The sequence below is a fragment of the Leucobacter sp. UCMA 4100 genome (genome assembly GCF_027853335.1).
GTDB lineage: Bacteria > Actinomycetota > Actinomycetes > Actinomycetales > Microbacteriaceae > Leucobacter_A.
Genome location: NZ_JAFEUS010000002.1, coordinates 1847103 through 1867593, shown reverse-complemented (window position 1 = coordinate 1867593; position 20491 = coordinate 1847103). Strand labels below are relative to the sequence as shown.

General features: G+C 64.0%; 20 protein-coding genes. 7 read left to right on the top strand and 13 right to left on the bottom strand.

All coding sequences use genetic code 11. The annotated features are described in order from the left end of the window. Positions 1–62: 62 nt before the first annotated feature. The 3 genes from JSO19_RS08790 to JSO19_RS08780 form a co-directional block, all read right to left on the bottom strand. Positions 63–821, bottom strand: a complete 759-nt coding sequence (locus JSO19_RS08790; protein ID WP_270911160.1) for a C40 family peptidase — start codon at positions 819–821, stop codon at positions 63–65. Positions 822–961: 140 nt separating this feature from the next. After that, entirely contained in the window at positions 962–2311 is a 1350-nt protein-coding gene (gene gdhA, locus JSO19_RS08785) for an NADP-specific glutamate dehydrogenase (protein ID WP_270911159.1), read from the bottom strand. 47 nt (positions 2312–2358) lie between these two features. Further along, complete coding sequence (locus tag JSO19_RS08780) at positions 2359–3054, bottom strand: metal-dependent transcriptional regulator (protein ID WP_217133809.1); 696 nt, start codon at positions 3052–3054, stop codon at positions 2359–2361. 99 nt (positions 3055–3153) lie between these two features. On the opposite strand from JSO19_RS08780, the gene serC reads away from it, so the two are divergent. Continuing rightward, entirely contained in the window at positions 3154–4269 is a 1116-nt protein-coding gene (serC, locus tag JSO19_RS08775) for a phosphoserine transaminase (RefSeq protein ID WP_270911158.1), read from the top strand. 104 nt (positions 4270–4373) lie between these two features. Here serC and JSO19_RS08770 read toward each other — a convergent pair whose 3' ends face one another. Both JSO19_RS08770 and JSO19_RS08765 read right to left on the bottom strand, forming a co-directional pair. Further along, positions 4374–5012, bottom strand: a complete 639-nt coding sequence (locus JSO19_RS08770; RefSeq protein ID WP_270911157.1) for a DUF3027 domain-containing protein — start codon at positions 5010–5012, stop codon at positions 4374–4376. Then, a complete protein-coding gene (locus JSO19_RS08765) occupies positions 4996–5373 on the bottom strand; it encodes a cold-shock protein (protein WP_270911156.1) in 378 nt (125 codons plus the stop codon). The genes JSO19_RS08770 and JSO19_RS08765 overlap by 17 nt, the downstream gene beginning before the upstream one ends. Positions 5374–5560: 187 nt before the next feature. Here JSO19_RS08765 and JSO19_RS08760 point away from each other — a divergent pair, with 187 nt between their 5' ends. The 3 genes from JSO19_RS08760 to JSO19_RS08750 are packed head-to-tail and all read left to right on the top strand — an operon-like array spanning position 5561 to position 9335. Then, positions 5561–5830, top strand: a complete 270-nt coding sequence (locus tag JSO19_RS08760; protein ID WP_270911154.1) for a hypothetical protein — start codon at positions 5561–5563, stop codon at positions 5828–5830. Positions 5831–5838: 8 nt separating this feature from the next. Then, positions 5839–7665, top strand: coding sequence for a helicase-associated domain-containing protein (locus tag JSO19_RS08755; RefSeq protein WP_270911153.1), 1827 nt, complete (start codon positions 5839–5841; stop codon positions 7663–7665). Between the two features lie 11 nt (positions 7666–7676). Beyond that, positions 7677–9335: a DNA repair helicase XPB gene (locus tag JSO19_RS08750; RefSeq protein ID WP_270911152.1), complete on the top strand. Its 1659-nt coding sequence runs from the start codon at positions 7677–7679 to the stop codon at positions 9333–9335. Here the strand turns inward: JSO19_RS08750 and JSO19_RS08745 are convergent. Together JSO19_RS08745 and JSO19_RS08740 are read right to left on the bottom strand one after the other, a co-directional pair. Beyond that, positions 9314–10786, bottom strand: a complete 1473-nt coding sequence (locus JSO19_RS08745) for a sensor histidine kinase (protein ID WP_270911150.1) — start codon at positions 10784–10786, stop codon at positions 9314–9316. The two genes, JSO19_RS08750 and JSO19_RS08745, sit on opposite strands and share 22 nt — an antisense overlap. 10 nt (positions 10787–10796) lie before the next feature. Continuing rightward, a complete protein-coding gene (locus tag JSO19_RS08740; RefSeq protein ID WP_217134017.1) occupies positions 10797–11492 on the bottom strand; it encodes a response regulator transcription factor in 696 nt (231 codons plus the stop codon). A gap of 123 nt (positions 11493–11615) precedes the next feature. Here JSO19_RS08740 and JSO19_RS08735 point away from each other — a divergent pair, with 123 nt between their 5' ends. Next, positions 11616–12833 carry a MalY/PatB family protein gene (locus JSO19_RS08735; RefSeq protein WP_270911149.1) on the top strand — a complete coding sequence of 406 codons (1218 nt, stop codon included), beginning with the start codon at positions 11616–11618 and terminating at the stop codon, positions 12831–12833. Between the two features lie 580 nt (positions 12834–13413). On the opposite strand, the gene JSO19_RS08730 is transcribed toward JSO19_RS08735, so the two are convergent. Genes JSO19_RS08730 through JSO19_RS08720 form a run of 3 tightly spaced genes read right to left on the bottom strand, consistent with a single transcriptional unit; the run spans position 13414 to position 15427 of the window. Beyond that, positions 13414–14553, bottom strand: a complete 1140-nt coding sequence (locus JSO19_RS08730) for a UDP-N-acetylmuramate dehydrogenase (protein WP_270911148.1) — start codon at positions 14551–14553, stop codon at positions 13414–13416. Next, the gene (locus JSO19_RS08725) at positions 14550–14981 is read right to left on the bottom strand and encodes a MaoC/PaaZ C-terminal domain-containing protein (protein WP_217133790.1); all 432 of its coding nucleotides are present in this window, start codon (positions 14979–14981) and stop codon (positions 14550–14552) included. The genes JSO19_RS08730 and JSO19_RS08725 overlap by 4 nt, the downstream gene beginning before the upstream one ends. Positions 14982–14983: 2 nt before the next feature. Further along, positions 14984–15427: an FAS1-like dehydratase domain-containing protein gene (locus tag JSO19_RS08720; RefSeq protein ID WP_270911146.1), complete on the bottom strand. Its 444-nt coding sequence runs from the start codon at positions 15425–15427 to the stop codon at positions 14984–14986. A gap of 247 nt (positions 15428–15674) precedes the next feature. Here JSO19_RS08720 and JSO19_RS08715 point away from each other — a divergent pair, with 247 nt between their 5' ends. Together JSO19_RS08715 and JSO19_RS08710 are read left to right on the top strand one after the other, a co-directional pair. Continuing rightward, on the top strand, positions 15675–17441 hold the full coding sequence (locus JSO19_RS08715) for an acetyl/propionyl/methylcrotonyl-CoA carboxylase subunit alpha (protein ID WP_270911144.1): 1767 nt from the start codon (positions 15675–15677) through the stop codon (positions 17439–17441). Between the two features lie 18 nt (positions 17442–17459). Continuing rightward, entirely contained in the window at positions 17460–18758 is a 1299-nt protein-coding gene (locus tag JSO19_RS08710) for a hypothetical protein (RefSeq protein ID WP_270911143.1), read from the top strand. On the opposite strand, the gene JSO19_RS08705 is transcribed toward JSO19_RS08710, so the two are convergent. Genes JSO19_RS08705 through JSO19_RS08695 form a run of 3 tightly spaced genes read right to left on the bottom strand, consistent with a single transcriptional unit; the run spans position 18682 to position 20478 of the window. Next, positions 18682–19218 (bottom strand): hypothetical protein, encoded by a 537-nt coding sequence (locus JSO19_RS08705; RefSeq protein ID WP_270911142.1) that lies wholly within the window; start codon positions 19216–19218, stop codon positions 18682–18684. The genes JSO19_RS08710 and JSO19_RS08705 overlap by 77 nt on opposite strands. Then, the gene (locus tag JSO19_RS08700; RefSeq protein WP_270911140.1) at positions 19218–19826 is read right to left on the bottom strand and encodes a hypothetical protein; all 609 of its coding nucleotides are present in this window, start codon (positions 19824–19826) and stop codon (positions 19218–19220) included. Before JSO19_RS08700 ends, JSO19_RS08705 begins: the two co-directional genes overlap by 1 nt. Further along, positions 19816–20478, bottom strand: coding sequence for a hypothetical protein (locus JSO19_RS08695; RefSeq protein ID WP_270911139.1), 663 nt, complete (start codon positions 20476–20478; stop codon positions 19816–19818). Before JSO19_RS08695 ends, JSO19_RS08700 begins: the two co-directional genes overlap by 11 nt. Positions 20479–20491: the final 13 nt, after the last annotated feature.

Below are 20491 nucleotides of genomic sequence, written 5' to 3'. Positions count from 1 at the left end.
CTCTGTGCCAGCAATGCAAAAGGCCCGAACCGGAAAACGGTTCGGGCCTTTTGGGAAAGAACTTAGAAGGGGCGAATTGCGCCAGTGAGGGGCTCCCACGCAGCGTGAACGCCAGCACGCACGGTTCCACCAGGGAAGCCGCCGTGAATAGCCATTCCGTTACCCTCGTAAATTGCAACGTGTGCGCCTGAGCGAGCGTTGCCGTAGATGAGGATGTCGCCGGGGGCAAGAGCGTCGGTCGAGACGCGAGTGCCGTAGGGGTCGTACTGCCAGATTGCGGTACCGAGGTCGCCAACGTTGTGGCCAATAGCGCGCAGTGAGCGCTCTACGAGAGCGGTGCAGTCCTGCTGGTCACCGAGCTGCGAGATTGCAGCCGCGAGAATGCCCTGAGCACCTGCGCCAGAAGGAACATCGTTGTAGATGACCGACTCTGAAGTGACAGCGCCGGTCGGATCAACGTTGCGTGCCGCTGCGAGCGACTCAGCCTCAGCTGCCTCTGCTTCGGCCTTAGCGGCCTCTGCCTTCGCCTCTTCGGCATCCTTCTCACGCTTCACGAGAGCAGCGTCTTCTTCAACGCCTGGCACGTCTACGACGAGGGGGACAGCCTCGATATTGTCGGTACGAAATTGCTGCGTCTGCGCTGCAGGGGCAACGCTCGCGACTGCTTCGTCGGGCTGCGCTGCTGCGAACGCGGGGAAAGCGACGGTACCGATGAGGCCCATGCTCATCACGCCCGCGAATACGGTACGTGAGATTTTCTTCGTCTTGCTTTCGCTGGTCGTCGACCGGATGGCCAACTCAGTTCCAGTAGTGTTCGTCAAAATCAAGCCTTACATGTGTTTTGTGTATCACAGAATCGCGAGCCGCAATTCCGAACCTTGACCAGGCTAGCTCAATGTAACGAATTTGTCACGCTCCGCTTACAAATTGCTCAACGCCTGGTTGAAGCTTTAGTGCAAAATCAGCACACACCCTGGGCAATCATGGCGTCAGCAACCATCACAAACGAGGCAGTGTTCGCGCCAAGCACGTAATCACCAGGCTGCCCGTACCGTTCTGAAGCCTCGTACGTCTTGTCATGCACGTTACGCATGATTGCGTGCAGGCGTGACTCGCTCTTATCGAAGTCCCAGCGCGAACGTGCCGCGTTTTGACTCATCTCGAGCGCAGAGGTTGCAACACCACCGGCGTTCGCAGCCTTGCCGGGGGCAAAGAGCACCTTCGCCTCGTGAAAGAGGTCGAATGCCTCAGGGGTCGTCGGCATGTTGGCCCCCTCGACAACGGCGATCACGCCGTTCTTCAAGAGCGTGCGCGCGTTCTCTTCTGAAATTTCGTTCTGCGTCGCGCATGGGAAGGCAAAGTCTCCCGCGACATCCCACACCGATCCGCCCTCGACGTACCTTGCCGATGGCTTGCGTGCGGCGTATTCGGTGAGGCGAGCGCGTTCGACCTCTTTCACCTGCTTGAGCAGGTCGATATCAATGCCGCTCTCGTCAACGATGTACCCATTCGAGTCTGAGACGGTGATGGCCTTGCCGCCGAGGTGCTGAATCTTTTCGGCAGCGTAGATCGCGACGTTACCCGAGCCTGAAACAAGGGCCGTGCGGCCGTGGATGCCGTAGCCCGCCTTTGCGAGCATCTCTTCGGCGAAGAAGACGGCGCCGTAGCCGGTGGCCTGCGTGCGCACCTCTGCGCCGCCCCAACCGGTTCCCTTGCCCGTGAGCACGCCCGACTCGTAACGGTTGGCGAGGCGACGATACTGCCCGAAGAGGTAGCCAATCTCGCGGCTTCCCACCCCGATATCACCAGCGGGAACGTCGGTCTGCTCGCCAATGTGACGACTCAGCTCGGTCATGAAGCTCTGGCAAAAACGCATCACCTCTGCGTTACTGCGGCCACGCGGATCGAAGTCGGCACCGCCCTTGCCCGCCCCGATGCCCTGCATGGTGAGCGCGTTCTTGAAGATCTGCTCGAAGCCCAAGAACTTCACGATGCCCACGTTCACGCTCGGGTGAAACCTGATGCCGCCCTTGTACGGGCCGAGTGAAGAACTGAACTGAATGCGGTAGCCGCGGTTCACATGCACGCGGTTGTTGTCGTCGAACCAGGGCACGCGAAACATGATCTGGCGCTCTGGTTCAATGAGACGCTCGAGCACCCTGTTCTCAATGTACTCCGGGTGTTCGTGCAGCACGGGAAGAAGAGAGTCGAACACCTCGTCGACGGCCTGCAAGTATTCGGGCTGGTGGCGATCTCGCTTGTGGGCGAGCGTGCGCACCTCGTCAAGGTGTTCTTCTGGACTCTGTAACATCACGTGCTCTCCTTTAAGCGTGTAACTGAAACCTGTTCGTCAGTCGATCATGAAGCGCGTTCGACGAACACGAACGCGGCGATCTCTGGCGAGAGGTCAAGCGCTTCTTCAGCACCGTCTGTGTGCACCCGCACGTGGCCGTCGACCTGGCTGAGCGTTGCGTAGTTGCCGGGAATCACGCCGGCTTCAGCGAGCTGCAGGAGAAGCTCTGGGTCAACCTGGGCCGGTTCGGCGAGGCGGCGGATCAGCACCCGCACCTCTGCCCCGCCCTGAGCAACGTGCGTTGCGGGGGCCGTGGGGGCCTGCTGGCGCCCCTGCGGCTCGATGCCGAGCTCGGCGAGGCCTGGAATGGGGTTGCCGTAGGGCGACTCGCTCGGGTTGCCGAGCACCTTGAGTAGCTTGCGCTCGACCTGCTCGCTCATCACGTGCTCCCAGCGGCATGCCTCTTCGTGCACGTACTCCCATTCGAGCCCGATCACGTCAGAGAGCAGTCGCTCTGCAAGGCGGTGCTTGCGCATCACCTGCACGGCCTTCTGTTGTCCCTCTTCGGTGAACTCGAGTCGTCGATCTTCGGTCACCACCACGAGCCCGTCGCGTTCCATACGCCCAATGGTCTGCGAAACCGTCGGGCCTGAGTGGCCAAGCCGCTCTGAAATGCGCGCGCGCAGCGGCGGCACACCCTCCTCTTCCAACTCGAGGATCGTGCGTAGATACATTTCGGTTGTATCGATCAGGTCCGCCATTGCTACCCCTGTCACTGTTCTCAGCAAGAATTGCCATGCACTAGCTTACCGCCTAGATAGCGTCTCATTTCACATCTGCGCTCAGACTACAATTTGCTTATGGCAGATATTTCCATTCCACAGGCCCTTCTTCCCCTCGATGGCCGCTTCGGTTGCGGCCCCTCAAAGGTGCGCTCTGAGCAGCTCACTTTCCTCGAGAGCCTGCAGCCAGGTGTCATCGGCACCTCGCACCGCCAGGCCCCCGTGAAGAACCTCGTGCGCAGCGTGCGCGAGGGCCTCCTCGAGCTTTTCAACGCTCCTGAGGGGTACGAAATCATTCTCGGGAACGGTGGCGCGACCTCGTTCTGGGACGCGGCGGTGCACTCGCTCATCGAGCGCCGCAGCCAGCACCTCACCTTTGGTGAGTTCGGTTCGAAGTTTGCCAAGGCCGCCGAGGCCGCCCCGTTCCTCGAACAGCCCGACGTGCGCAATGCCGAGGCAGGGAGCCTCGCGAGCGCTGAGCCAGTCGCAGGAGTTGACGTATACGCGTACCCCCACAACGAGACCTCGACGGGTGTGATGGCTCCCGTCGTTCGTGTGAACGGCGATGAGGGCGCACTCACGGTGGTCGACGCTACGAGCGCCGCCGGCGGCATCGACTTCGATCCCAGCCAGGTTGACGTGTACTACTTCTCACCCCAGAAAAACTTCGCCTCTGACGGTGGTGTCTGGTTCGCGCTCGTCTCGCCCGCTGCCATCGCGCGCATCGAGCGTGTGACCTCGTCGGGTCGCTACATTCCCGAGACCCTCAACCTGCAGGTTGCCGTTGAAAACTCTCGCAAAGACCAGACGCTCAACACTCCCGCGGTCGCGACGATCGCACTGATGGACGAGCAGGTGCGGTGGATCAATGCCCAGGGCGGCCTCGCGTGGGCCTCGTCGCGCACCGCGCAGTCGTCGGCATTTCTGTACGACTGGGCCGAGCGCCGCGAGGGCCTCTCGCTCTTCGTCGAGAACCCTGATCACCGTTCACAGGTCGTCGTCACGATCGATTTCGACGATTCGATCGACGCCTCGGCGATCTCGAAGGCGCTGCGCGCCAATGGCGTCGTCGATACCGAGCCCTACCGCAAGCTCGGCCGCAACCAGCTGCGCATCGCGACCTTCACCGCGATCGAGCCCGATGATGTGCTCGCACTCACCGCGTGCATCGACTACGTGATCGAGCGCCTCTAACCCCCCCCTGGGCACGGCCGAGCCTCGTGCCGTGCCTCGGAAAAACACGAACGCCCCTTCCCTCACGGGTTGGGGCGTTCGTGTTTCACGGCACCGTGGGCGCTTTAGTCGTCGCCCTCGATGTCGTCATCATCGTCATCGTCATCGTCATCGTCATCAGCGTCGGTGTCGGCGTCAAGCTCTTCGTCAGCGAGCGCGTCAATATCGACCCCGTCGACCTCTGAATCGAAGTCAGAGTAATCGTTGTCCATGACATCGTCTTCGTCATCATCGAAGTCGTCGTCTTCGTCGTCGAGCTCACCCTCGGCATCGTTGGAGGCCCGTTCTTCTTCGGCAAGCTGCGCCTGTGACTCGCGGTACGCAGCGAGTCGCTCGGCCCAGGGAACCCACTCGGGCGCAATGAGAGAGTCGTCACCGGGCAGCATTTCAACCTCGAGCACCGTCACGGGATCACTAGAGCTCACCTGGGCGAGACTCGCGGCCCAACGCCAGCCGGGGTACCCGGGAAAGAGGCACTCGAAGAGCAGCGTCGCGGTGGTTTCGTCTTCGGCCACGTGACCGACAAACGCACCGATGGTCTCGACATCGGTGACCTCTTTGAGGGCGGCGAGCGCGAGGTCGGTCGACTGCAGAATCGCAGGCGCGACGGCCACCTCGGCGACCTCAGGCAACGCTTCGCGCGACGGCTCGACCGGAGCCTCGGTGCCGGTTTCAGTTGCGGTTGTTTCAGGCGTCGAAGTCATCAGCGACCCTTCTCAGCAGTGCCGCGACCTGGCGCGACTGTTGGCGTTCGGGGTATTGGCCGCCCTTAAGGCGCCCACCAATACCGTCAAGCAGTTTCACGAGGTCTTCAACGATCACAGCCATGTCGTCGGCCGGCTTACGGTTGCGCCGCGAAGCGCGCGGGGCGTCAAGCACCCGAACCGAGAGCGCCTGGGGGCCACGCCTGCCGTCGGCGACGCTGTACTCGACGCGGGTTCCCGTGGTCACCGTGGCGTCATCAGGAATCACCGATGCGTGCAGGTACACCTGCTGCCCGTCTTCGCCCGAGATGAAACCGAATCCCTTTTCTTCGTCGAAGAACCTGACCTTGCCGCTTGGCATGCTTGTTCCTTTCTTCGTGACCGCAGCCGCCCTTGCGAAAGCAAAAGCATCACAAACCGTGAGGCTTGTGGGCCGCCGTGTGCGCGTGTTCGGGCCTATCGTCACCCGTGCGCGGTATTCACTTCTGTAATGGGCTTCAGTCTACCGGTTATGCCTTGATTCAGCTTTGACGGGTATTCTTAGTCTGATGTCAACTGAAACCAATAACCCGAGTCTTGTCGAGAAGGTTCTCGCGTATTCGTCACTGTCGATCATTGCGCTCGCGATCATCTCCTTTTTCGCCACCCTCATCGCGGCTCTCGTCGGAGTCGAGCGCCAGGTCTTGGCCGAGGGTTTCTGGCCGGTTGTCACGTGGATCGGCTACGTTGGCCTGCCCATCGGCTTTGTGCTCATCATGACGTTGCTCATCCTGACGCGCCGCCGCCGTAAGCGCGAGTTCCTGAACGAACAACGCTAGAACCGGCCATGCTCAGTACGGTTCGGCTTGCGCAAACCCTCGCGGGCTTTGATCGTGCGGCATTGGAACATCTGCTTCTTGAGCGGAGCCTCGACGGTGAGGTTCCGCATCTCACTGAACTCGCGATCCGCTTGCTCAATGAGACGAGTATCACCCGAGCACTCCGTCATCTCACGCTGCTCGAGCTCACCGTGCTCGACCGCCTCGGGAGCGAGCACCGCGCCGCTGCCGACAGCCCCGAGATCTTCGCAAAGCTCAAGGCGCTCGGACTCTGCACCGACGAAGGAGCCCTTCCCGAGGTGCAGGAGGCGCTCGCAGGCCTCATCGAGACACACGGCACGCTGCCGGAACCCCGAGACTTTCTCGCCCTTGATGAGAGCGACTACGCCGAGGCTGAACCCGCGAGCGATTGGCCCCAACGTGCTTTCCTTGAGACGCAACGTGCCGTACTCACCCTGCAGTTTGCACGCGAGACACCGCTGAAACTCACCCGAGCACGCTCAATGACGAAAGTTTCTGAGCGCGCCCTCTGCGAGGCGACGTTCGCGCCTGAGAGCTCGGTTGCGTTCACGACCGCTGCCCTGACCCTGCTCGGCGCCCTGCGCCCCGAAGCGCAGCAACTCACCGTGACCGAGAACGCCGGCGGGTGGGCAACGCTTCCCCACCCCACGCGCTGGGTCGCGCTCGCCTCGGCAATCGTGAAGAGCATGCCCCAGCTGCTCCGCTCCGCCCTCTCAGTGCCAGGCCGCAATCTTGCTGCCATCATCAATCACACGACCACGGTCACCTACCCCTTCATGAGCGAACCCGAGCGCGAGGCGCTCTCACTGTTCGCCGAGCATTGTGAGCACTTCGCCATCACGTCGAACGGCGTCTTCACTCCCGCCGCAGAACGGCTGCTCGCTGAGCCAGCCGATATCTCGGGGGCGATCCGCCTCGCTCATGAGCACTTTCCCGCGGCCGTTGCGGGGGTCTATCTGCAGCCTGACCTCAGCGTTATCGCGCCGGGCCCGCTCGACCCGCGGCAGGGGCTCGCGCTGCTGCAGCTCGCCGATCTCACCGCGCCGGGTCTCGCGACCACGTTCATGCTCAGCGAGCGCTCGCTCACGGCCGCCCTCGAGCGCGGCTGGAGCGTGCCCGAGATGCGTGAGTTCTTTGCAGAGACCGCGCTCACCCCACTGCCTCAACCGCTCGAATACCTACTCAAAGACCTTGCCGAGCGGCACGGAACCCTCGAGGTTCAGCCGCTCAACAACACCGACGGCGCGACGATCGTGCGCGTTCGTGACGAGCGACTCGCGCGCGAACTGCTCGCCGATTCGCGGCTGCAGCTACTTTCGCTCACCGCAACCGAGAAACCGACCGAGCTCTTCACCCGGTTCAGCCAACCGCACGTCATGGCGCTCCTGCTCGACGCGAGATATCCGGCGAGCAACGCCAACCGCTCGCGAGCACGCTCTGACGACGCGGCCGCGCACGCTGACCGCGACGAGGCAGAAACGGTGCGCCTCATCGAACAGATCGCGCCAGCCCACCGCCACGACGAAACCCAAACGCAACGCGCGTGGGCCGAGCAACAAGCGGCCCAGCTCACCGAGGGCACTCAGGGCGGCGCCGGCCTCGACATCGTTCCCGTGCTTGAACTCGCGGCGCGAACCGGCGAGACCATGCGTATCACCGTGAGCGACGGCAAACGCGAGCACCTGCTCGACCTGCAGCCGGTCTCGGTCTCGCAGGGCCGTCTGCGCGCGATCGACCCGAAAGCGCAGCTCGAACGCACCGTCTCGGTTCGCGCGATTACGGCAGTCGAGCCCATTCACAAGACCGAGGGGTAAACTAGGCCGCTATGGAACTTGGCCCCCTCATCATTCAGAGTGACCACACCGCGCTGCTCGAAGTCGCTCACCCCGACTCTGAAAACGCTCGCCACGATCTCGCCGTGTTTGCCGAGCTCGAGCGTGCCCCCGAGCACGTGCACACCTACCGCATCACGCGGCTGGGCCTGTGGAACGCGCGCGCTGCCGGCCACACCGCCGACGAGGTGATCGCGACGCTCACCCGCTACGCGAAGTTCCCGATGCCCTCGAACGTCGAGCTCGAGATTCGCGACTCTATGGATCGCTACGGCAACCTGCGCATCGAACGCCGTGACGACCAGCTCGTGCTCACCGCCCAGAACCCGCTCGTGCTGCGCGAGATGTCGCAGTCGAAGGCCGTTGCGCAGTTGCTCGGCCACCAGATCGATGACCTCACCTACGAGATCGAGCCGCTCACGCGAGGCGAGCTCAAACAGGCGCTGCTCAAGCGCGGCTGGCCGGCCGAAGATCTCGCGGGCTACACCCCCGGAACCCCTCACGACATCGAGCTACTCGAGACCGACTGGGCCATGCGCGACTACCAGCGCACGGCCGTCGACACCTTTGAACGAGGCGGATCAGGCGTCGTGGTGCTGCCCTGCGGTGCCGGCAAGACCATCGTTGGTGCGGGAGCGATGGCTCGCGTCAAGGCGCAGACCCTCATTCTCGTGACCGGCGCCGTCTCGGCTCGCCAGTGGCGCGATGAGCTGCTCAAGCGCACGAACCTCACCGAAGACGAGATCGGCGAGTACTCGGGCCAGGTCAAAGAGGTCAAGCCCGTCACGATCGCGACCTACCAAATTCTCACGAGCAAGCGCGGCGGGGCCTACCAGCACCTCTCGCTGCTCAGCGAGCACGACTGGGGCCTCATCGTCTACGACGAGGTGCACCTCTTGCCCGCCCCGGTCTTCAAGCTCACGGCTGAACTGCAGGCCCGGCGCCGCATCGGCCTCACCGCGACGCTCGTGCGCGAAGACGGCCGCGAGGGCGACGTGTTCAGCCTCATCGGCCCGAAGCGCTACGACGTGCCCTGGCGCGAGATCGAGGCACAGGGCTTCATCGCCCCGGCTGCCTGCTACGAGGTGCGCGTCTCGCTCGATGATGATGAACGGCTACGCTACGCCTCTGCCGAAGACTCAGAGCGCTACCGAATCGCCTCGAGCGCGCCCGTGAAACAAGACATCACGCGCGAGATCATCGAACAGCACCCTGGCGAGAGCGTGCTCGTGATCGGCCAGTACATCGAACAGCTCGAAGAGATGGCCGAGGCACTTGACGCCCCGCTCATCACCGGCAAAACCCCGGTCGACGAGCGTGAAGAACTCTTCGGGCAGTTTCGTCGCGGCGAAGTCACGACGCTCGTGGTTTCGAAGGTCGCAAACTTCTCAATCGACCTACCCGACGCCTCGGTCGCCATTCAGATCTCGGGCTCGTACGGCTCACGCCAGGAAGAGGCACAGCGTCTCGGCCGGCTGCTTCGCCCGAAGAGCAACGGCATGCAGGCCTCGTTTTACACGATCGTCACGGCCGACACCGTCGACCAGGACTTCGCGCAAAACCGGCAGCGCTTTCTCGCCGAGCAGGGCTACGCCTACACGATCGTTCGAGCGGGCGACCTCGCGTCGCTCTACTCTGCCGCCTCGGCGTAGAACTCGAGCGGCAGCTCGACCCTGAACGTCGCGCCGCCCCCGTCGGTCTCGTGAGCCGACACGGCACCTCGGTGAGCCTCGGCAATCGACTTGACGATCGCGAGGCCGAGCCCCGATCCGCCGGTCTCGCGATTTCGGGAATTGTCGGCGCGGTAAAAGCGATCGAAAATCTTGTCGCGCAGCTGCTCTGGAATGCCGTCGCCGTGGTCGACGATCTCGAACTGACCGGTCGTTTTGCCGGGCAGCGCCGAGACGACGACCTCGATCGGGCTGCCGTCAGGGGTGTGCCGCATCGCATTGGCGATGAGATTCGTGAGCACCTGCCGCACCTTCATCTCGTCGGCGCGCACGATCACGGGATCGTCATCGATCACGACCTCAATCTCGCGGTCGGGCTCCTGGGCCCTGGCATCCATCGCGGCGTCCTGTGCGAGCGGCACGAGGTTGACCGGCTGCAGGTCGAGGGGGCGTTTCTCGTCGAGTCTGGCGAGTGCGAGCAGGTCTTCGACAAGGTCACCCATGCGAATCGCCTCGCTCTCGATGCGGCCCATCGCCTGCGCAACGTCTTCGGGCGTTTGAATCGCGCCCATGCGGTAAAGCTCGGCGTAACCGCGCACCGAGACGAGCGGGGTGCGCAACTCGTGGCCGGCATCACCCACGAAGCGACGCATTTGCTCGATCGTCTTCGAACGGTCGTTGAACGAAGCGTCAATCTCGTCGAGCATGACGTTGAGCGACTGGCCGAGGTGCCCGACCTCGGTGCCGGGGGCGCGCACCTGGATGCGCTTCGAGAAGTCGCCGTCGGCGATCTCGAGCGCGGTGCGCTCAACCTCGTGCAGCGGCTCAAAGGTCGCGATGACGAGCAAGCGCGTGAGGGCGGCGCCAAGCAGAATTACGGCGATGCCAAAGCCCGTGAACACCGTGAGGTACTGCGCCATGACCTGGTTGACGTTGTCGGTCGAGACGGCGAAGAGCATCGACCCGACCGGAGCAGCCGATGAGCCCTGCGGCCTCAACTCTGCGGCGACGGCGCGCCACTGCGAACCGTCTCGCCCGTCGAGGGTGAACGGCGTATCACCGTTTTGCTCGACCCAGTGGGCGCTGATCTCGGGCACCGAGGGTGAGACCCGGCTACCGCGAGACTGGAAGTTGTCGAAGAGAATATTGCCGGCCTCGTCGAGCACGGCAATATAGTACTGATCAGAGGCGAAGAGCACGTCTTCGCGCCTGATCTCTTGCGGGTTCGCACCCACCGCGAGCTCAGAGGTCGGATCGACGAGCAGCTGCTTGAGCTTCTCGTCTTCGTTCACCGCGAGCTGCGGTTTCAAAAACGCGAGCGTTCCCGCGCCCGCCACGAACAAGCCGAGGGTGAGGATAAAAACCGTCACCGCCGTGATCTTGCTGAGCAGCGAGACGCGGGAAAGGCGCTCTGCGAGTGTTGTACGGGTCACACCCACTAGGTTACTTGGTTTCAGAAACCTTCAGCATGTAGCCGAAGCCGCGCTTGGTGTGAATGAGCGGCTCTTCAGTGAGCGGATCGAGCTTGCGTCGCAAGTACGAGATGTACGACTCGACGATGCCCGCGTCGCCGTTGAAGTCGTATTCCCAGACGTGGTCGAGAATTTGCGACTTCGAGAGCACTCGGTTCGGGTTGAGCATGAGGTAGCGCAACAGCTTGAACTCGGTTGGCGACAGCTCGATCGGCGTGCCGTTCACGCTCACCTCGTGGGTGTCTTGATCGAGGCTAATGACGCCGACGGCCAACGTTGACTCTTCGTCTTCTTGAATCGTGCGGCGCAAGATGGCCTTGATGCGAGCAATGATCTCGTCAAGTGAGAAGGGCTTCGTGACGTAGTCGTCGCCGCCGACCGTGAGGCCCTGGATCTTGTCTTCGACATCGTCTTTCGCGGTGAGAAAGAGAATCGGGGCGGTGTAGCCCGCCGACCGCAGTCGCTTGGTGACGCTGAAGCCGTTCATATCTGGCAACATAACGTCGAGAATGATGAGGTCGGGTTCTTCTTCGAGTACGGCGGAGATAGCTCCGGCGCCATTAGCGATGGCGCGCACGCCGAACCCTGCGAAGCGAAGGCTCGTGCTGAGCAGTTCGCGAATGCTGGGCTCGTCGTCGACGATCAGAATGCGTGGTCCCTTGTTCATGTCCTCAGTATCTGACTGTTTGCTATGAATCGGCTGAGCATGCTGGCGACTCATGCTGTTTCCTTACCCGTAACAAACGAAACATTATTGGACATTCGCGAAACATAACGCGACCATATGCATATGACTGATTTCACCGCCGAAACCGAAGCCCTGCACTGCCAGCCCGCAGAGACCCTGCGCCAAGAGCGCACGAGCATCAAGTGGGCCGGCTGTCAGAGTGGCGTGCTTCCCATGTTTATCGCCGAAATGGATTTCACGGTCGACGAGCGCATTCGCGAGGCACTCATCGCGCAGATTGAGCGCTCTGACCTCGGCTACTCGGGCGACCTCAGCGGGCTCGTGGGAGCCTTCGCCGACTTCGCAGCGGATCGCTGGGCCTGGCAGCCCGAACGCGAGTTCTTTTACGGCGCCCCCGACGTCAGCTTCGGGGTCAAGGCCGTGCTGAGGCACCTGCTGCCCGAGGGCGCCCGCGTTGCCCTCGCAACCCCGAGCTACCCCTCGTTCTTCGGCTACCTCACCGAGCTCGGCGTCGAGTGCGTCGAGATCCCGCTCGCAGGCTCGGGCGAAACCCTGCACCTCGACACCGACGCGATCGACCGCGCTTTCGGTGCCTCGGGAGCCGACCGCGTGCACGCCATGGTGCTCTCAAACCCCCACAACCCGCATGGCATCGCCCACTCGGCCGCCGACCTCGAGGCCCTTGCCGCCTCGGCCGCCCGCCACGGCGCCATCGTCATCGCCGACGAGATCCACGCACCGCTCGTGCACCACGGCGTCACCTTCACCCCCTTCGCCCCCATCGCGGCCGCAGCCGGCGCCACCTCGGTCACCGTCACCTCGGCCTCAAAGGGCTGGAACATCGCCGGCACCAAGTGCGCCCTCATCTACGCACCCCCGGCAACCTCGCCCGACTCACTGCGCGAATACCTCACCGTCGCCCTCAGCGGATCGACGAGCATTCTCGGCCGCACCGCCTCGCAAGTCGCGTTCGCCGACTGCCGCGACTGGCTCGACCGCGCCATCACCCAGGTCAGCTCGAACGGCCGCCTGCTCGCCGAGCTCCTTGCCGAGCACGTTCCCGGCGCGCGCTACACCCCGCCCAAGACGAGCTACCTCGCATGGATCGACCTCAGCGACGCCGGCCTCGGCCCCACCCCTGCCTTCACACTGCTCGAAAAGGCCGACCTCATCGTGAGCGACGGCGCCACCTTCGGGGCCAACGGTCACGGCTGCATTCGCCTGAACCTCGGCTGCTCCGAGGAGGTGCTGCGCGAGGCGGTGGCCCGCATGGGGCGTGCGGCTGCGCCGGCTGCCGCCCCGGCTGGCCTCCCGCGCTGACGCACGGCCTTCAGCTTCATCGAGCGATACTCGATCCACTTGACGAAAAGCAGGGTGTTTTGGCTCTACAACCCTGCTTTTCGTCAAGTAAACGGGAAAAGTACGGGCAGAAGACCCACAAAGCGCGAACCCATGTCACGGGACGCGAGCAACAGCGCCAACCGACACGCAACAGCGCCGGCTGACTCTCGCCAGCGCCAGCTGACACTCGACTGCGTTAAACGGCACGCGAGACCGCCGCGATGGGGGTGAAACCAATCCGAGGGCGTCGCTTCGCTCCTGGCGGTTTGGCATAGGGACGTTGTTCAGCCCAGATGCAGCATGAGCTCGAGATGGCGCCCCCGCCCGCGCCCTACGGGATCTACTTGACGAAAAGTAGGGTTGTAGGGCTGAAACACCCTGCTTTTCGTCAAGTGGGCGCGAAAAACGCAGGCAAGCGGGACTGGACGTAAAAAACGCAGGCAAGCGGGACTGAACGCGCAACACAGCGCGCCGCCCAAGACTCAGAGCAGCACACAACGGCCGGCGCACCGCGCCGACAGCATTCTCCCAAGGCGTCGCGCCGCTGCGCGACGGCGCGCTAGAGCTGCAGGCCGTAGATGTTCGGCTCGGGAACCAGCAGCACCCCGAACTCCGACTGCACGCGGGTCGTGATGTACCGGGCCAGCTCGGCGACGTCGGCGGCTGTCGCCGATCCGCGGTTGGTGATTGCGAGGGAGTGCTTTGTCGAGACGCCCGCGCCCGAGCCGGGAATGCGGTAGCCGGGTTTCACGCCGGCGTGCTCGATGAGCCAGGCGGCCGAGAGCTTCACGCGGCGGTCGGCCGCCTGCGGTGGCAGGTAGGCCTCGAGGTTTGCGGCGTCTTCGAGCGGGACCGCGATGGGGCGCTCGGGAGCCGGCTCCATCGGGAAGCGAGGAGCATTGCCCGGAAGCGACTTCGCGAAGTCGGCGCTCACGATGGGGTTCGTGAAGAACGAACCGGCAGACCAGGTGTCGTGGTCGGCAGAGTCGAGCACCATGCCCTTCGAGCCACGCAGCGATAGCACGCTTTCGCGAACGTCGCGGCCCGAGACGATGGCTCCGAGCTTGACGCCGAGGGCCTTCGCGAGCTGCGGGAAGACGACGGGGGCGCTCGCGGCTGAGCCGTCGGCTCCGCGAGTGAGCACGAGGTCGATCGAGAGCACGACTCCCTCGAGGTCGCGGCGCTTCAGGGCCGAGTCGCGGTACCCGAAAGCGAGCTCTTCGGCCGAGACCATGCGCACCTCTTCGGTGTCACGCTCGAGCAGCTCGATCGAGACGAGTACGTCGGCGATTTCGCAGCCGTAGGCGCCAATGTTTTGCATGGGGGCAGCGCCAGCGCAGCCCGGAATGCCCGAGAGCGCTTCGAGGCCGCCCCAGCCACGGGCGAGGGTGGTGACGACGACCGAGTCCCAGTCTTGGCCAGCTTGCACCCGAACTCGCACCTTGTTGGCGGAAAGCGAGGGGTCGTCGATGACCTCGATGCCCTCGCTGCGGGCAAGCAGGACCGGCCCGGGGTAGCCTTCATCGCTGACGATCGTGTTTGATCCGCCGCCAAGCAGCAGCCAGTCGTCGCCGTCGGCCCAGAGCTCAATCGAACGCTCGATGAGCTCCTCGCGCGACCGGGCGACGAGTACGCGGTCAGCGTGGCCGCCAACCCTCATCGTGGTGAGCGACGCGAGCGATGCGACGCTCTCGCTCACAGGTCGCCCTTCGTGAAACGAACCACGACCTGGCTCTTACCGAGCACCGTCTGTTCATTGAACACCACTTTGAGGTCGATACGAGCCTCCTGGGCCTCGTCATCGAGCTTGCCGACGGTCGCAGTGACGCTCACCTGAGCGCCCTCGGTGGCATCGACGGGAACCGGCTTCGTGAAGCGCGACTGGTAATCGACAATGATGCCGCTCGCGCCGATCCACTCGGCAACGGGGCTCGCAGCAGCGCCCATCGTGAGCATGCCGTGAGCAAGCACCCCGGGAAGCCCGACCGACTGGGCGACATCGTCGCGGTAGTGAATGGGGTTGAAGTCGAGCGATGCACCCGCGTAGCGCACGAGTGAGTCGCGGGTGAGGGTGAGGTCGCGGGTAACGACGACGTCACCGACGCTGAGGTCTGTGTACTGGGGCATGACTATTCTTCTCCTCTGACAACGAGCGTCGAGATCGCGGTCACGACGTGCTCGCCGTGCGCGTCAACAATGTTGCTCGAGGCGGTGACCATTGAGTGTGCGCCGAGCTGCTTGACCGAGGCGACCGTGAGCGTCGCGGTGAGCGCGTCGCCCGCGACGATGGGCCTGGTGTAGCTAAAGCGCTGGTCGCCGTGCACGACGCGCGAGAAGTCAACGTCGGCCTCGTCGTCGGCGAGCAACTGCTGCAGCGTCGCATCTTGCACCACGACCGCGAAGGTCGGCGGCGCTACGACATCGGCAAAGCCGGCCGCACGTGCCGCGTCAACGTCGTGATGCATCGGCGCTTCGCTGAGCACAGCGCGCGCGAACTCACGAACCTTTTCGCGCCCCACGAGGTAGGGCGCGGTTGCCTCGTACTGTTTACCTTGAACCGCTACATTAACCACGCTCGGTAGTCTACCGTGCCCGACCGACACGGCCCGAGCGAGTGTGCATCGCTCTCGCGGCGAAACGGGCAGATCGCCCAGCGCTCGAGAGCGTCGAACGCCAAGCGCTCAAGAGCACCGACCGCCCAGAGCGCAAGGCCGTCGAACACCAAGAGGCAGCGCAATGGTATGAAAAATCAACGAAAACCCTCAAGCTTTGTCGTGTATATCTCGCTGACCGGGTGCGGGCTCGAATACACTTGAGATCATGTCGCGACTCAACAAAGTACTCATTGCTAACCGTGGTGAGATTGCAGTTCGTATTATCCGTGCAGCAACTGACGCTGGAATCGCCTCGGTCGCGGTCTATGCAGACCAAGATCGTGATGCCCTTCACGCGCAACTCGCAGACGAGGCCTACGCGCTCGATGGCACCACGAGTGCCGAGACCTACCTTGTCATCGACAAGCTGCTCGCCGTTGCCCGCCGCTCTGGCGCAGACGCGGTGCACCCCGGCTACGGCTTTCTCGCTGAGAACGCCAATTTTGCCCGCGCGGTGATTGATGCGGGGCTGACGTGGATCGGCCCCAGCCCCGAGGCCATCGAACGCCTCGGCGACAAGGTTTCGGCCCGTCACGTGGCTGAGAAGGTGGGTGCGCCGCTCGCGGCCGGCACGAGTGACCCGGTCAAGAACGCCGACGAGGTGCTCGCCTTTGCCGACGAGGTCGGCCTGCCTATCGCGATCAAGGCTGCGTTTGGCGGCGGCGGTCGCGGCCTCAAGGTCGCGTACGAGCGCGACGAGGTCGCCGAGCTCTTCGAGTCGGCCACCCGTGAGGCGGTTGCCGCCTTTGGTCGCGGTGAGTGCTTCGTCGAGAAGTACCTCGAGAAGCCCCGTCACGTCGAGACCCAGTGCCTCGCCGACCAGCACGGCAACGTCGTGGTCATTTCGACGCGCGACTGCTCTCTGCAGCGCCGTCACCAGAAACTTGTTGAAGAGGCACCGGCGCCCTTCCTCACCGAAGAGCAGAACGCCGAGCTGTACCGCGCTTCGAAGGCGATTCTCGCCGAGGTCGGCTACGTCGGCGCCGGCACCTGCGAGTTCCTCGTGGCACAAGACGGCACGATCTCGTTCCTCGAGGTCAACACCCGCCTGCAGGTTGAGCACACCGTCTCTGAAGAGATCACGGGTATCGACCTCGTGCGCGAACAGTTCCGCATCGCCGAGGGCGGCGTCATTGACTACGCCGACCCCGTCGCGCACGGCCACTCGTTCGAGTTTCGTATCAACGGCGAAGATCCGGGCAACGGCTTCCTGCCTGCCCCGGGCACCGTCACCCAGTTCACCATGGTCAGCGGCCCCGGCGTTCGCATCGACACCGGTGTTCAGGCTGGCGATGTCATCTCGGGTGCTTTCGACTCAATGCTCGGCAAGCTCATCGTCACGGGCGCGACCCGCGACGAGGCACTCGCCCGCGCACGCCGCACCCTCGCAGAGTTCGAGGTGCAGGGCATGCCAACCGTGGTTCCGTTCCACCGCAAGATCGTCAGTGACCCGGCCTTCACCGCCAAAAACGGCACCTTTGGCGTGTACACCCTGTGGATCGAGAACGAGTGGGTCAACGACATCGAGCCGTGGCAGGGCCAGTCGGTTCTCGGCACCGCCGGCCCGCAGCGCCACAGCGTTGTCGTTGAGGTCGATGGCCGCCGTATCGAGGTTCGCATGCCGACCTCGCTGCTGCCGCTCTCTGACCAAGAGGTGACTCGCGGCCCCGCTCCGAAACGCACGAAGAGTGCGAGCCTCTCGGGCGGCAGCGGCACGACCGTCTCGGCCCCGATGCAGGCTACCGTCGTGAAGCTCGCGGTCGAAGAGGGTCAAGAGGTTTCTGAGGGCGATCTCGTGGTCGTGCTCGAGGCGATGAAGATGGAGCAGTCGATCTTCGCGCACCGCGACGGTGTCATCGAAGCGATCGACGCTCCCGTCGGTTCGACGGTTCCGAGCGGCCACGTGCTGCTCTCGATCGTCGACCCCGCCTAAGCCCACGCGAGGCTGGCCATGCTCACGCTGCTTCGGCTCACGGTATTCCTGCTCTGGAATACGTGGCCGCAGCTCGTGGCATGGTTTCTCGCGGGCACCATCATTCGCTACTCGGCTATCGAGGTCGCAGGTTTCGTCGGTGCCCATAACCCAACCGCAGGAATGCTGCTCTTGCCGCTCGCGGTGCTTGGCCGGCTCGGCGCGCTCGTAGCGATGTTGCTCGTGCTGCGTTCCGGAATCGATGTCTATAACGACATAGAGCCTCCCGGGCGCGAGCAGCGCAACCGCGATTTCACCGCCGCGTTGCTCGCAGGCCTGCTGCCCTTCGTGGCGTTCTATGCGGCCCGGGGCTACCTTGGCCAGGACGTTGCCGCCTACACGAACCGAGTGCTCGACGTCTCTGCTGCGAGAACGTTGAGCAAGGCGGTCACTGCCCCGGGCCAAGACGTCGTTGCGGGCGAGATGTTCACCGATGGTGCGCTCACCCTCACCCCGCTCACGGTCGCGATCATCGTCGCGGCCTTCTCGTTGCGCTGGCTCTGGGGCAAGTTTCGCGACCGTCTGCACCGCAGCTTCCAGGTTTTCGCCGTGTACCTCGAGCTCCTGTGGGTCTACCTCACCGTGACGCTCATCGCTGACGGCCTCGCCCTGCTCACCGGGTGGATCGAGACGCGGCAGGCCATCGCCTGGCTTGATGCGGCGCGGCTCGCTGTGACCGAGTGGTTTGCTCCGCTCATGGTGGCGTGGGACACGCTCGTGATCGTGCTCGCGTTCGTGGCGAAGGTCACGTTGGAGCCGCTCGCGTGGCTGACGATTGCCGGCGTGATTTACGGCCAGACCCTCGAGGCGAAGGCTCCCGTCATCACCGACTACCGCGCGGTCAAGGCACGCAAGCGCTACGAGGCTGTTCCCGAGCAGGTTCGTCGCCGCTTCACGGACCTCTCGGGTGGCGTTACCTCACGTTTCAAGCCGATCTGGAACGCGATCATACTCATGTGGCGTGCGGGTCCCGCGCTCATCGGGGCGTACGTGCTCGCGTTCACCGCCGTGCTCATGGCGCAGCAGCTCCTTGAGATCGCGGTCGTGCGCGTGATCGGCCCCCATGACCTGCACAGCTTCTGGATGGTTGCCGACACACTCATTCTGCTCACGGTTCCTCTCGTGATCGAGCCGATCCGCATGGCAGTTGTCGCCAGCGCCCACGCCGAGGCGACCTCAGCGCTCGCGGTCACTACCGTGGTCAGTACCGCTCCCGAACCGTTTCAAGATCTTCAGGAAGCGGCAGACGAGCAAAGCTCGGCAGCTCCTCGGCAATAACCACGTCGATCGTGAAGGGCCCCTGCGCGTCTTCGGGCACGGCGTACAGCGCTCGAAGTTCGTAGGGCACGGTGATTCCCGGCCCCGCGCACAGGCTCTGCGGCATCGAAGCGCCCACGAGACGAAGCGATGCCTCAGACCATTCTCGGCCGGTTGACGCCTCAACGAGTGTGGGCGCTGAGCAGCTCACCCCGTCATTCGCGGGCTCGACGTGAACGGTCACCTCGATCGCACGAACGCCCTTCGGCAGTGTTTCTGGTTGTGGCCGCATGAGGGTCGTGTCGAGCAGCGAGAAGTGGGTGTCGCCAAGCGATATCTGGCCTGACGGGTCAGGCATGATCGGGTCGACTGGGCGCCCCGTCGTGTAGTCGCGCCACTCGTTTCCCCCGATGACGAGCGCGGTCGCCGGCAGCAGCACGGCGACGGTCGCGAGGGCGATCCAGTTGCGTTTGATCCACATCAGTGTTCACCCCACTGCACATCGGTGAGCTCGCGCTCTGGCACGCGTTGAACCTCGTCGAGGTCAATATCGAAGGCGATCACCGAGTCGACGCGCGGGTCACCGTTGACCCCGAACAGCAGGGTTGCGGGGCCGCTTGCCCCCTGGGGAAGCTCAAAGACGACCTGCCCGTGCAGGGCCGCGCCGAGCGTGAGCGACTCCTGCAAGAGGGTCTGCGTCACGCGTTCGCTGGCCCGGTACTCGGTTGGCCTGGCCGCGCCGCCTTGCCCGCCGTCCATACGAAGCATCACGTATGCGAGCGTAGTGCCCGGCTCACTGCGCTTGGCTTCAACCGAGGCGTCGGCGACGAGCCAGGTTGACTCGCCCGACCACGGTCCCGAGCGCAGCTCAGTCGCGATTTCGACGTCGCTCACTCGCACCTCAAGAGCCCGGCCAACACCGGTCTCACCGATGGGCGTGCGAACCTCGAAGGGGCGTTGCGTCACCTCGGAGTTGGGAATGAGTACGAGCAAGACGCCCGCGAGCACGAGGCACACGAGCCCCGTGATCCACTGCCAGGTCGTCGGCCCGCTGCGCTGATCGGCGACGAGTGCGTGCTTATTCGGCATCGTCAGCACCCCTTGTCAGCGCTACATCGGTTGCCGGCAGCAGCACTCGCGCCGCAGGCTTCGCGTCGACCCAGCTTGCCCCGTAGGTCACCGCCTTGCCGGTAAAGAGCGTAGCGTCACTCACCACGACCTCGACGTCGTCGCCATCAGCAAAGAGGTCGTCTGGCACGACCCAGGTCACGACGAGTTCAGCCTCAACCCCGGGTTGCAGCCACGGGCTCGTCGTCGCGTCGTCCATGCGCGCGACTGCCGCGGGGCTCTGGTCGCCGAACTTCTCAAGGCGCAGGGCCTGCGACACCGACTGCTCGGCCGTCGTAATGACGGGTGATGTCCACACATTCTTCGCGTGGATCGAGAGGGCAAGCACCCGCTCGCCCTCACCGGCAATCGCGCCCGCCTCGGGAAACGAGTCCATAAGCACCGCGCGGTCGAGGCGCAGCGAGAGCAGATCGTTGACGTGCTCCTCGCCAGGTTCGAGCGTTGCGAGCGCCGGCGTCGGAGCGGGAGCCAGCCCGCCGAAAGCGGCGGTGACGGCGAGAAAGATAGCGGTCGCCCCGCCCGTGATCCACCCCGTGGGAACCTTCGCGATGAGCGCGCGAACGGGACCGGCCTTCGTGCCTGCGCGTGGCTGCTTCGTGGGGGCATCTGTCACCCCTTCATTCTAA